Genomic DNA, 12,660 nt, shown 5'->3' on the forward strand with positions numbered 1-12,660 from the left:
CCTAAGTTTAATCGTCATATGGCGTATGCCATGGAGGACTAAGGATTTATGTCTGGGCATACTGCCGGGCATGTCTGACTGGGGCTAATTCAGGGGAGTCTATTATGCAGTATAGGACAATGCTGGCGCCGTGGCGTGCCGTGGTGACAACCTGTTGCGCACTGGGGCTTTTTGCCCTTTCTGCTTGCGACAAGGAGAATGCACACAAGGAGGTTGAATATAAAGGGGCAGTGCAGGAGAACAACCTGCCCTGGTGGCAAGTGGCGCAGGGATGGGACTATCAGTCCCAGATGGGTTTCTGGTTTCAGCCGCAAGGCGCGCGTCAGATGCCGTATGTCTGGTTCCTGATTCTTGAACAGGAAAACAGTACCCAACTTTTCCGGTCGGATGCGAATATTGAACGCCTGCGCTATATCCCGGCGCCCAAAATGCCGGGCTTCAACGAAGACGCCTTGCCGATCGGTTTTACCAAAAGCGAAAAGCCCGACGAACGCGGTGTATACTGGATGGGCATGACATGCGCAGCCTGTCACACGGCAAAGCTCAACCTCGGCGGCGAGGAAATCCTTATCGATGGCGGCCCCGGGCTTGGCGATTATGTCGCCTATAACACGGAACTCGTGAACGCGCTGGTCGCGAGCTACGAAGACGATGCCAAGTTCAAGCGTTTCGCGACGAAGGTGTTGGGCGAAAACTATACCGAGGCCGACGCTTCAAAGCTCAGAAATGAGATGGAAGAGCAGTCAATGGAAATGGCTGCGCTCAACGAGCTGAACCATTCCAGCCTGGCGTATGGCTATGGCCGTGTGGATGCCTTTGGCGCCATTTTGAACCGAGTGGTCGCTGAAGATATCGGTGTGCCCGAGAACAAGATGGAGGCGAACGCGCCTGTCAGTTATCCGTTTCTGTGGGGGACGCCGCAATCATCTGTTGTGCAGTGGAACGGTTCGGCGCCAAACAACAAGGATGGCGCAGGTCCCCTGTTTCGTAACGTGGGTGAGGTTGTTGGTGTGAACGGCGTGGTTGAGGTGAAACCGGCTGACAGTGACGACTTTATCGAGAAGGGTGACGTGATCGACGATTTTGTCTCGAAAGCCAGCTATTTTGGTTATGCGTCCTCTGTCAATCTGCCGAATGTCGGGCAGATCGAGGAATGGCTGCAGGAACTGCGCTCCCCGAAATGGCCGCAAAACCTGCTGCCAGAAATCGACAAAGCCAAAGCGACCAAAGGGAAGAAGCTGTATGGCGAGCACTGTGTGGGGTGTCACCATGTGGTTGCACGCAAGGACGAAGCCAAGCCCTACGACCCGGTCATGGTGCCAATAACTGAACTGGGGGCTGACCCGCGTATGGCGGCGAACTTCCTCTACAAGAAAAATCCGAAAACCGGGGAGCCCTGGAAATCAGGCAAGCTTGAAGGCAGTCGCTTGCTGCTTGTTACCGGCGAGAAATACGGTGCAACGCTGCCAAGCCGTGGCGAGGCGCTCGTAACACTGGTTTCCGGCGTGACTCTTGGGCATCCATTGCCGGCACTTGAGGCCGACTATGAGAGTTATTATTCCAGGCATAAAGAGGTCATGAACGCGAACCTGATGTCCTATAAAGCGCGTCCACTGACCGGCATCTGGGCGACGGCGCCTTATATGCATAATGGTTCTGTGCCTAATCTCTATGAAATGCTTTTGCCGGAAGAGGACCGCACAAAGAACTTCTATGTGGGCAGCCGCCGCTTCGACCCGGTTCGGGTGGGGTACGAACATGATGAAGCCCCGAATACCTTTGCGTTTGACACCACACTCGATGGCAACCGCAATACGGGGCACAATGTGGGCAAAGCCCTGACGGACGACGAACGCTGGGCGATTGTTGAATATCTGAAAACGCTTTAGTCCCCAACGCGGTACATCAGTCAAAGAGGGGCGTTCGCCCCTCTTTTTCATGCGGATTGCTTGCTGCATCGCGCCCCGCGTGGCAAAATCCTGTCATGGGATGGAGCGAAGGATGGGATATGCCTATGCGATCCGGCTGGCCTGCCGCGCTGTTAATTACCTTATTGATGACCTGCGTGAAATTGACGAACGCCGCAGATGCCACGTGCAAGGAAGTGATCCTTACCGGACCGGAAAGCTATGTGCCTTTTGTCTGGTTTCGTAAAAGCGATGAGCAGGTTTTGGGGGCTGGGGTTGAAATCGCGCGCCGTGCACTGGCCGAGCATAATATAAGCCTGAAAACGGAACGCACCTTCGCTTGGAACCGTACGCTGGCGCGCGCCCGGGCAGGCGAAATTGATATTCTGGTCGCGCTATACAAAACCGACGAACGCGAAAAGACGATGGAATTCATCGGCCCTTACGCCAACGAACGCACCCTTGTGTTGACGCGCGCAGCGCTTGATCTTGATGTGCGGTCCCTTGATGACCTGAAAGGGCTATATGGGGGCGCGGCGCAGGGAGACAGCAGGGGTGACGCGCTGGAGGCCGATATGCGTTCAGAGCTTAACCTGATCCGTGCTCCGCATGTACGCCTGTTGTTTGCCATGCTGATAGCCGGTCGGCTTGACTATATGCTGCTGGGGGAATCGGCAGGCCTCTACCGGGATGATATTGACGTGCGGGCGCACCCGGCGATGCAACGGCATATCCTGCCGGAGTTTGAGGAGGGGGTGTATCTCGCGGTTTCCAAGCGGTCGGCTTGCGCCGCAATCCTCAGCCAGATTTTGGGCGGGGCGGTGCCGCGAATGATTGAAGACGGCACGACCAAACAGTTGCTGGAATATTATACCCAGCTGTTCGGGAGCGGACAGAAAAAGTCCGCCCCGGGGCATGATCCCTGAGGCACGCCCTACTGGAAGGTGATCAGTTCCTTGAGCTTGCTGGCAAGGTATGGGTCTTCAGCAGCCATCGACAGGTTAGCCATCAGCCAACCAAGTTTTGAGCCGCAGTCAAAGCGGCGGCCTTCAAATTCCAGCGCGTGGAAAGGCTGTTCGCCAATCAGGCGGGCCATGGCATCGGTCAACTGGATTTCACCGCCCGCGCCGATGGCCTTTTCTTCAAGATAGTTCATCACCTCGGGCTGCAGGATATAGCGTCCGACAACAGCTTGGGTCGATGGTGCGTCCTCGGGGTGGGGTTTCTCAATCAACCCTTTGACCTCGATGATGTTGCCCTTGCGTGTGCCAGGCGTGATGACGCCGTATTTGGAGGTGTCTTCCTTGGCCACGTCCATGGTGGCAACCAGATTGCCACCCAGTTCGTTATAGGCCTCAACCATCTGTTTGAGGGCGCCCGGTTTGCCCTTGATCAGGTCATCGGGCAGGGCAACGGCAAACGGATGGCCGTTGACCAGTTTGCGTGCGCACCAGATGGCGTGGCCCAGACCCAGTGGCCGCATTTGCCGCACATAGGAAATGCGGCCTTCTTCAAGCAGCATGGAACGAGACGTCTCAAGCGCCTCGTCCTTGCCTTTTTCCTGCAGGATTTTTTCAAGCTCGTAGGCGTGGTCGAAGTGGTCTTCCATCACCTGCTTGTTGCGTCCCGTGACAAGAATGATGTCTTCAATGCCGGCTTCGATGGCTTCCTCAACCGCATACTGGATCAGCGGACGGTCCAGTACCGGCAGCATTTCCTTGGGAATTGCTTTGGTGGCTGGCAGGAAGCGGGTGCCGAGGCCGGCAACCGGCAGGACAATCTTCTTGATGGGTGCGTTCATATTAAATCCCGTTAAATATCTAGTTCGTTCAAATACTGTCGGGTCAGCACCTTGCCTTCTTCAACGGCAGGCTGATCAAATGCATCTACGCCCATGAGGTGCGCCGTCACGACTGTTTCAAGCATGAAGGAGACAAAAAGGCCACCTAGATTTTTTTCAGACAGAGCGTCGATCACAATTTCCCGTACAGTCCTTCCTTTTGCACGCAAGGTTTCCTGTGTCGCGCGGGACTGGCAGGTAACCGTGTCCCCGATTGTGCGACCGGCCATATAGTCAAGGCCATAGGCTTTCGCTTCTGCAGGATCAATGCGTGGTCCCTTGCCATAACTTGGAATTGTGACAAAAGTGCAGAACTTGTCATTGGGGCCGTCAAGAAACAGCTGGAGCTGGCTGTGCTGGTCCACGGGGCCGACCGCGCGGATGGGGGTGGTGCCCAGGCCATCCTTGCCAAGGCTCTCCGCCCACAGCTGGCCGTGCCAGCGTGTAAAGGCGCGCAAGCTTTCGGCATATGGCATGATCAAAACCTGTGTGATGCCCTTGTGTTCGTTTAGTGTCTGGGTCAATGCCGCGCCCACAACGGCGGTGGCTGCCCCCGGATTTTTGATGAAATCGTCGCAGACTTCCTCAGCGCCTTCGCGGAAAGATTTGACGGACAGGCCGGAGACCGCGACCGGCAGCATACCAACATTCGTGAGCACGCTGAAGCGGCCGCCAACGTCGGTCGGGTGGTCAAGAATCGGTGACCCCAGCTTTTCACCATAGGTGCGCAAGGGGCGTTTGCCGGGTTCAGTGATGAAAGTGAAGTGGTCACCCAGATTGGCGGCGTGCTCTCCCGCTTCGATCCATGCGCGGCAGGCAAGCAACTGCGCCAGTGTTTCTGCAGTGGTGCCGGATTTGGAGACGGCAAGCACATGGGTACGGCGTGTGTCCAACTCGCGGAACAGCAGGTCCATCTCAAACGGGCAGAGGCTATCGGGTGTATGGATGCGCACCTTGCCCTTGTTGAAGCGCGCGAGGGCGATGGCTGCCTGCGCGCCAAGGCTGGAGCCGCCGGTACCCAGCACGACCAGGTCATCGCAGGTGGCATTGATGCGGGCCGCGGCGTCGGCGATCGGGGCCATGTCCGGGCCATCTGAAGCTTGGCGCGCGAAAGGCAACAGGCTGCTAGCGGCAAGCGACTTGGCATAAGTAACCGCTTTTTCCAAGTTTGCGTTAAAGGCTGCCGTCAGGCCTTCGGCCTCCAACAGGGTTTCAAAGCTTTTATCACCAAATGAATAGCTGAACATGATTTTCCAAACTCTTTAATTTCCGCCAATGACAACGTTGCCATATAGCCGATAATATATGCCGCGATCAAGTCTTTCCATAATTGTTAAGACACAGTGTTACGAAACTGTGGCTTCTTTCGTAACAAAACCAACCATGAGCCAATGCCTGGGGCAATTTTGTTGCGGTATTATGGGCCGGAAAACCGGCAATGTTATTTGTCGTAGGTCCTTTTCTCAGCACGAAACCAAAGATTGAAGGCCCATTTTTCGCCTTCCTCTACTGGTCGCCCCGCATGCAAAGACTGAGGGTGCCTCTCCGTCGTGCCGGGCAGGCAGTTATGAAACACCAGCAGTTTTCCCATTTCGGCGGGGATGCTAATACCAAGTTTGGGAAATTCTGTGGCACCGCCTTTTTTAACCATATTGAGATAACCCAGCACGGTGATGAGCCGTTGCCCGCCGCCCTTCATATTCCGTTGGCCCGCCTTGGTATTGTCGTCAAAGGCATCGAAATGAGGCTTATATTCGGTACCGACGTCATACCGGATCACCTGAAATTTTTCCGCGTGGGACAGAGGCATGCCGACAAGGCCGGCGACCTTCAGTGCAATGCGCTTGCAAGCCGGGTCGCCTGTGTGGTCAAGCCAGCACACATCGTTGGTGCGCCCGGCAGAAACCACGCCATCGGTCTCGCCCGATACGGTGGCACGTTTCATTTTTTGTGTTTTGGCGCGGGAAACCAGATGCCGGCATTCCGCACCTTCGAGAAAATCCGCGATGGTATAGACCCGGGGGTCAAGGTGCAGGTCGATGATCGCGCGTTTCATTTGGTAAGGGCCCCTCTTGAGGTCTCATTCTTGCCTGGCCGGAGCACTATAATATACCCCCATGATTTTCCTAGCATAGCTTGAGGTGGACGACAGCCCATTTTTGCAGTTGTGCAGCAGGCGTACTGTTGACTACAAAGAGGGATAATAAAATGGTCCGGTGGCCTGCCTCTGCCCAGAGGTGAGGTATCAGGGTATTGATCCGATCGAGGGAGGAAATAATGAGCCGCATGCACCGTTATCTGGCGGGATTGATTGTCACCTTTGGTGTGATAAGCACCGGGGTGGGCTATGTTTCAGCGCTTGAACCAGCAAGCAAGTCTTCGCAAGCGCCGGTTGTTCTGACCAATGGGGAATCCATCGGGGACGTTGCAATGCCTGCTGGAGCTGTCATTGATACCAAAAAATCCATGATCCTTGGAAACGGCGCCAACTCTTACGGCAAGATCTTTGCAAAAGTGAAGGCGGACCAGATGAAGGTGGCGGAGTTTTTTAAAAATAATATGCCAAATGAAGGTTGGGGCCTTATCAGCGAAGCGCAGGATGACGATATCATGTTGACGTTCCAGAAACCGACGCGGGTTGCCTTGATCAAAATCGAACGCGGGTCAAAGCCGAAACTGACGATTGTTGTTACCCCGCGAAACTAGAAGCGGGTATCGCGCGTACAGGCTTTGACCAGGTAACGATCTGGTCAAACCGATGTCGGGTCGAGAGGTAGAGTCACGTGTTATTACCAGTTGTTGCCATTTTAGTTGGGCTTGTCGTCCTGGTGTGGAGTGCAGGCCTGTTCATTGACGGCGCCAAGGCCGTTGCCCAGCGTTTTGGCATGTCACCCCTGTTGATAGGCATGCTGGTTATCGGGTTCGGCACGTCAGCCCCGGAAATGGTGGTCTCTGGCCTGTCGGCCGCGCAGGGCAACCCGGGTCTCGCTCTCGGGAACGCGTTTGGCTCCAATATTACCAATATTGCCCTCATACTGGGGCTGACCGCACTTGTGCGCCCGCTTGGTGTGCATTCCAAGATATTGCGCAAGGAGCTACCCGTTCTGGCGGTGGCGACGGCTCTTGTCGCAATTTTAATGCTGGACCATCTCCTCGGTTTTTATGATGCGCTCATACTGCTTGCTGTGTTCGTCGGCCTCACTGTCTGGTCAGTCTATGAGGGGCGGCGGCATGCGCGGGACAGCTTTGGCACAAGTGTTGACCAGTCGCTGTGCAAGCCCGAAGGTCGTATGTCGCGTTCCGTGGTGATCCTTGTAACCGGGCTGGTGCTGCTTGTAGCCAGTTCGCAGGCGCTTGTGTGGGGCGCCGTGCAGATCGCAGAAGGGATGGGTATCAGCGACGTGATCATCGGGCTGACCGTTGTGGCGGTTGGTACATCGCTGCCTGAACTTGCCTCGTCTGTGATTGCCGCACGCAAGGGGGACCATGAAATTGCTTTCGGCAATGTGATCGGTTCAAACCTGTTTAATACGCTCGCGGTGACCGGTATCGCAGGCAGCATTCATGCCATCAAGGTGGACCCGATTGTTTTGACACGGGATGTGCCGGTCATGGGCTTTTTGACCATGGCGCTTTTTCTACTTGGTTTTGGCTTTCGGGGAATCGGCCGCATCAACCGGCTCGAGGGCGCGTTCCTGCTGTTGTGTTTTGCCGCCTATACTGCAGTACTCGTGGACAGCGCACTGGACGGCCTCGTCTAGTGCGGTCTGGCGGGTCCTGAAAAACTTAAAGTGCAGCTTCCAACTGGCTCATGACCTGCGCCCGCGCCGCGACATAGATATCATGGCCGTCAATGCGCACCGCCTGTGCGATCGCATCCTGTTCCTCGATCAGTTTCACGAAGTGTGGCGATGATTCTTTTTCCTGCAAGATGGAGCGCAGCTCCCGCGCATTGAAGTGTGTGTCGTAGATGCCGGCAAGCATGTCTGCCCATTTGGCGCCATACTGAAGTTGGGCCGTGCGGATGGCGGAAACCACCGTATCCTGTACCTTTTCAAACCCGTATTGTTTGATGGCCGCTTTCACATGGGCCTCTTCCTTGACGTCATGCAACAGCAGAAGAGACAGGTTTTTTACGGCGCCGGTGAAGCGGACAAAATCGTGCGCCGGGCTGGCGACACCTAGCATACGGCTGGAGGCGGGCCGCGTTGAGAGCGAGGCCATCAAATCGGCGGTTGCTGGCGTCACGGCGACATTTGGCATCTCACCAACCGAAACGCTGGCCCCGGCAACCACGGGCAACGCGGATGTCGATGCAATAGCAGCAGCAAGTGCAAGGTGGGAAAGCGAGCGAAAAAAACGTGTCATCCAGCGGTCCTGAAAACGGTGTAAATATTACTTTCAAGCCCTTTGCTACGAGAGAAATGATGACAAATCTGCCTTTTTCGGGCACTGTCATAAAAATTTCACACACTACCTGCCGAATCACCTTCCGCGATGTAAGCTATTGAAGTGTAACAGTAATATTTTCCGGTGTGATATGAAAAAAAATTAATGCAAACACTTCAAAGCATTAAATCCTTCTTTGGCCAAATATGACTGGGTGTTACATTAATCTGTAACAAACACGTACATAATAGGAAGATTTGCCAGAAGGAGGCCAGTATGCGTTTTGTATCTTTCAGTGCCATTATCGGTGCAACAATTCTGACGGCTTGCGCGACGGCTGATGAGCCACGATTCGCCGCCGAAACACAACCGGCTGACCCTGCGGTTTATGCAAAAAGCGAGCTTCAGGACGGCGACTGGTCAAAAGCTGAAGCCGCTCTTCTCGATGCGGACGTGGCTGAAGAAGACCAGGTGTTCGCGAAGTTGAACCTTGCCTTTGTATATAGCACGACCGGCCGCCGTGAGCAGGCCATGGCTATGTACCGCGACATTCTTGACGGTCGCGACAACCCCTATGCGCTTCTGATGAACGGTGAGCCACGCCGGGTGAAGACGATCGCCAAAACCGCGCTTGAGCGCATGGGTGGTACGCAATAAAACTTTTAAACCGCGACTGAACAACACCCGTGGTTTTATTCCCGCCCTCACAGGCCTGATTTACGTCAGGGCCTTTGGGGGCGGCTCCGTGTTGGGGCCTGCGCGTTTCGCTGCATTGGGGTAATTACCAGCCCACCCGACATCCTTCTTGTTCAGACACAAAGCACATTATAGGCTCACGGCAACAGCCACTGGGACCTGATATGAACACACAGCCGGGCAGGCACCGGATACTTTACGCCGTCATTTTCCTGTTGCCCGCCGCCGGCCTCCTTTGGGCGGATCGGCCGACCTGGATCTCGCTTGCGCTGTTTCTCAACCTTTATGCACTGGCGCTGTATGACCAGTTTACCTTTCGCCTGCCAAACCTGTTGACCGGCACGCTTGTTTTGCTCGGACTATTGCGCGCCTATCTGGACGGGCTTGCCCTGCAGCCTTATCTGATAGGCGTTGCTGCCGGGTTCCTGTCGCTTTGGCTGCTGGCATTTCTCTATGAAAAACTGCGTGGCCGCCGCGGTATGGGCATGGGCGACGCCAAGTTTCTGGCCGGTGCGGGGGCATGGGTTGCGTGGTACGGCTTGCCTTTTGTATTGCTGGCAGCATCCTTGGCCGGACTCGGCGCATTTGTTCTTAAAACTGTTATGAAAGGCAAGTTTGACCCCCTCGAGCCGATACCATTCGGCCCTTACCTTTGTCTGGGGGCGTGGCTGTCTTGGTTGTATTTCGATCTCATAAGTTAGTATTCGCGACAGTTTTGTCACACTCGTGCTTCTGTCATGTCGCTTTTGCCACTGAATCACAATGTGACATCAATGGTCAAAGAACTGCAAACAAACTGAAACATATCGGGATTACCGATCATTCCCTGTGAGCCGACAGCAATACGTTGGCCATTTCGCTTGCACCAAATTTTCAAGCGACACTTTAGGCGTCGTACGGGGAATACAATGACAAACCTTCAGATCATGAAAAACACGCTTCTCGCAGCAGTGGCCGCCCTGGCGCTGGTTGCTTGTGGCGACGATAGTACTGAACTTGCATCACCGGGCAATCAGGGCCCGAATCCAGGCACCGGTAACCCGGGCAACGGTGGCGGTGATGGCGGTGGCGACGGCGGCGGCAGTGCCGGCGAATGCCCAACCGGCACCGAAACCGTAGCGGTAGGTGATGAAGACCATTGCCAACTGTCGGGTACCATCACGGAAGACCTGACACTGAGTTCCGACAACATTTACCAGCTCTCGGGCAAAGTGGTTATCGGTGTTGACACCGGCGCGGACGGCACAGCCGCCGACGGTGACGCTGCTACCCTGACGATCGAGGAAGGCACGCGCATCTACGGTGCGACGAAGACCGACGTCCTCGTGATCTCCCGCGGGTCGAAAATCGAAGCTGTCGGCACGCAGAGCGAGCCGATCATCTTCACCTCCGGCCTTGATCTTGGTCTCGCGTCCGAGCTTGGCCTCACGCCGCGCAGCGGCCACAGCGGTTCCGCGCTCACGGAGCCTTACACCGCAGAGTGGGGCGGCATTGTGATCAGCGGTCGCGCCACCATCAACACCTGCAACGGTGACGGTGTGTGTGAAGCTGAAGGCGAAGGTGACAGCGGCCTTTATGGCGGCGGTGACGACACCGATTCGTCGGGCACCATGAAATATGTTCAGGTCAAATATGCCGGTAACCCGATTACCAGCACCGACGAGCTGAACGGTATCGCGTTTCAGGGCGTAGGCTCGGGCACAACGCTCGATTATATCCATGTTCACAACGGCGCGGACGACGGCGTTGAGTTCTTCGGCGGTACCACCGAGATCAAACACCTCGTAATCACCGGCGCAGACGATGACGGCTTTGACTGGACCCAGGGCTGGCGCGGTAAGGCTCAACATGTAATCATCATGCAGAACCCGAACCAACCCGCTTCCGACCAGGGTATCGAGGCCGACAACTTCGGTGACGGCAACGACTTCCTGCCGCGAGCCAAGCCACGCCTTGCCAACTTCACCATCGTTGGCTCCTACAGCCAGGGCGGTGAAAGCGACATCGGCATGCTGCTGCGTGAAGGTACAGGCGCAAACATCTATAACACTGTCGTTTCTGACTTCGGCGATGCGTGTCTTGATATCGACCAGGACGCTACCTTCACCAACGCGGGTTCTTCTGCTACGAACCTCACAGGTAACCTGACGATCGAGAGCACGCTCCTCGACACCGGTTGTCTGTCGGTCTTCAAGGACGATGGTAACAACTTCGACCTAGAAACATACTTCACCAACCAGGACAACAACGTTGTTGGCACGACAACCCTGTCGAACGGCTTCATCAACGGGTCCGCGGAAAATGCGGTTGTTGCAACAGATGTCAGCGCGGTGGACGGCTTCTTTGACGCTACCGACTATGCCGGTGCTGTGAAAAGCTCTGCCGGGGAAGACAACTGGACAATCGGTTGGACCTATGGTCTGAACCCTGATCCGGAATGTCCTTCGGGCACGTCCGAAAACGCCGATGGCCAGTGTGTGATCTCTGGTACATATACCAGCGATCTTCGCCTCGTATCGGGTCTGGACTATGTGCTTGACGGCAAGGTGACCTTCGGTATCGACATGGGTCCGGACCCGGACAGCCCGCTTTCAGCTGGTGTTGCTACCACGCTGACGATTGAGCCTGGTGTTACGGTTATGGGGGCTGACCTTGAAAGCTACCTGATCATCTCCCGCGGTTCCAAGCTTCGCTCGAACGGTACGGTTGATGCGCCGGTTACCTTCACTGCGATCGACCCGGATACCCGCAACCTCGATACCGATACAGCGCTTTGGGGCGGTCTCGTGATCAACGGTCGTGCGACGATCAACACCTGTAACGGGTCCGGTGTGTGCGAAGCCGAAGGCGAGGGTGATAGCGGCCTCTACGGCGGTATCGACGACACCGACGACAGCGGTCAGATCTTCTACACCCGCGTTGTTTATGCCGGTAACCCGATCACCAGCACGGACGAGCTGAACGGTATTGCCTTCCAAGGCGTTGGTTCCTCAACGGAAATCGACTACCTGCAAGTTCACAACGGTGCGGACGATGCGGTTGAATTCTTCGGTGGTACCGTCAATGCGAAACACCTCGTACTGACTGGCGCTGACGATGACAGCCTCGACTGGACGCAAGGCTGGCGCGGTAAGGTTCAGCACGTTGTAATCCTGCAGAACCCGAACCAACCGGCGACTGACCAGGGTATCGAAGCCGATAACTTCGGCGACGGTAACGACTTCCTGCCACGGGCACACCCGGTTATCGCCAACGCGACAATCATCGGTGCGGCTGCGGCTGGCGGCGAGAGCGACATCGGTATCCTGCTTCGTGAAGGCACTGCCGGTAACCTTTACAATGTGGTTGTTGCTGACTTTGGTGACGCATGTCTCGATATCGACCAGGATGCTACCTTCGCGGTATCCGGTCCGACTGCGACGACGCTGACAGGCGACCTGACCATGCAGTCGACCATGCTGGCCGAGAGCTGTGCCACGATCTTCAAGGACGACGGTAACGTCTTTGACCTCGAGACATGGTTCCTGAGCCAAAGCAACAACTTTGTAGCAACCCACACACTGACCACACAGTCGGGCGCTGCTAGCTTCAAGAACTACATCAACGGTTCGACGGAAGCTGGTGCAACGGCAACTGATGTGAATGCAGTGGACAGCTTCTTCGACACCACCACCTACATCGGCGCGGTGTCTGGCGCTGACGCTGACTGGGTTGCAGGCTGGACTGTCTGGCTGAACCAGTAATCAACACCATGAGCCGCGGTGGGAGACCCAACTCTCTCGCTGCGGCTCCCGTTTATGCAAATCCCATAAGCTGGATGTGAAAAAT

11 protein-coding genes are annotated in these 12,660 nt (G+C 55.7%); 7 read left to right on the forward strand and 4 right to left on the reverse strand.

From position 1 onward, the window contains the following. Positions 1 to 104 precede the first annotated feature (104 nt). Positions 105 to 1,889: a cytochrome c gene (locus tag OEU85_RS02550; RefSeq protein WP_262689866.1), complete on the forward strand. Its 1,785-nt coding sequence runs from the start codon at positions 105 to 107 to the stop codon at positions 1,887 to 1,889. A 125-nt stretch (positions 1,890 to 2,014) separates the two neighbouring features. Next, complete coding sequence (locus OEU85_RS02555) at positions 2,015 to 2,833, forward strand: substrate-binding periplasmic protein (RefSeq protein WP_262689867.1); 819 nt, start codon at positions 2,015 to 2,017, stop codon at positions 2,831 to 2,833. Between the two features lie 8 nt (positions 2,834 to 2,841). Here OEU85_RS02555 and galU read toward each other — a convergent pair whose 3' ends face one another. From galU to OEU85_RS02570, 3 genes are all read right to left on the reverse strand, one after another. After that, positions 2,842 to 3,708: a UTP--glucose-1-phosphate uridylyltransferase GalU gene (gene galU, locus OEU85_RS02560; RefSeq protein WP_262689868.1), complete on the reverse strand. Its 867-nt coding sequence runs from the start codon at positions 3,706 to 3,708 to the stop codon at positions 2,842 to 2,844. 11 nt (positions 3,709 to 3,719) lie between these two features. Then, positions 3,720 to 4,994: a hypothetical protein gene (locus tag OEU85_RS02565; RefSeq protein ID WP_262689869.1), complete on the reverse strand. Its 1,275-nt coding sequence runs from the start codon at positions 4,992 to 4,994 to the stop codon at positions 3,720 to 3,722. A 194-nt stretch (positions 4,995 to 5,188) separates the two neighbouring features. Beyond that, positions 5,189 to 5,803 carry a 2OG-Fe(II) oxygenase gene (locus tag OEU85_RS02570; protein ID WP_262689870.1) on the reverse strand — a complete coding sequence of 205 codons (615 nt, stop codon included), beginning with the start codon at positions 5,801 to 5,803 and terminating at the stop codon, positions 5,189 to 5,191. A gap of 221 nt (positions 5,804 to 6,024) precedes the next feature. Between OEU85_RS02570 and OEU85_RS02575 the strand changes: the two genes are divergently transcribed. Then, complete coding sequence (locus tag OEU85_RS02575) at positions 6,025 to 6,453, forward strand: hypothetical protein (protein WP_262689871.1); 429 nt, start codon at positions 6,025 to 6,027, stop codon at positions 6,451 to 6,453. 77 nt (positions 6,454 to 6,530) lie between these two features. Then, on the forward strand, positions 6,531 to 7,508 hold the full coding sequence (locus OEU85_RS02580) for a calcium/sodium antiporter (protein WP_262689872.1): 978 nt from the start codon (positions 6,531 to 6,533) through the stop codon (positions 7,506 to 7,508). Between the two features lie 25 nt (positions 7,509 to 7,533). Here the strand turns inward: OEU85_RS02580 and OEU85_RS02585 are convergent, their stop codons facing one another. Next, the gene (locus OEU85_RS02585) at positions 7,534 to 8,115 is read right to left on the reverse strand and encodes a hypothetical protein (protein WP_262689873.1); all 582 of its coding nucleotides are present in this window, start codon (positions 8,113 to 8,115) and stop codon (positions 7,534 to 7,536) included. A gap of 297 nt (positions 8,116 to 8,412) precedes the next feature. Here OEU85_RS02585 and OEU85_RS02590 point away from each other — a divergent pair, with 297 nt between their 5' ends. From OEU85_RS02590 to OEU85_RS02600, 3 genes are all read left to right on the forward strand, one after another. After that, positions 8,413 to 8,793: a hypothetical protein gene (locus tag OEU85_RS02590; protein WP_262689874.1), complete on the forward strand. Its 381-nt coding sequence runs from the start codon at positions 8,413 to 8,415 to the stop codon at positions 8,791 to 8,793. A gap of 203 nt (positions 8,794 to 8,996) precedes the next feature. Next, positions 8,997 to 9,533, forward strand: coding sequence for a prepilin peptidase (locus OEU85_RS02595; RefSeq protein WP_262689875.1), 537 nt, complete (start codon positions 8,997 to 8,999; stop codon positions 9,531 to 9,533). Positions 9,534 to 9,740: 207 nt separating this feature from the next. Then, positions 9,741 to 12,575 carry a hypothetical protein gene (locus OEU85_RS02600; protein ID WP_262689876.1) on the forward strand — a complete coding sequence of 945 codons (2,835 nt, stop codon included), beginning with the start codon at positions 9,741 to 9,743 and terminating at the stop codon, positions 12,573 to 12,575. The last annotated feature ends 85 nt before the right edge of the window (positions 12,576 to 12,660 follow it).

The organism is Kordiimonas aestuarii, from assembly GCF_025574465.1.
GTDB lineage: Bacteria > Pseudomonadota > Alphaproteobacteria > Sphingomonadales > Kordiimonadaceae > Kordiimonas > Kordiimonas aestuarii.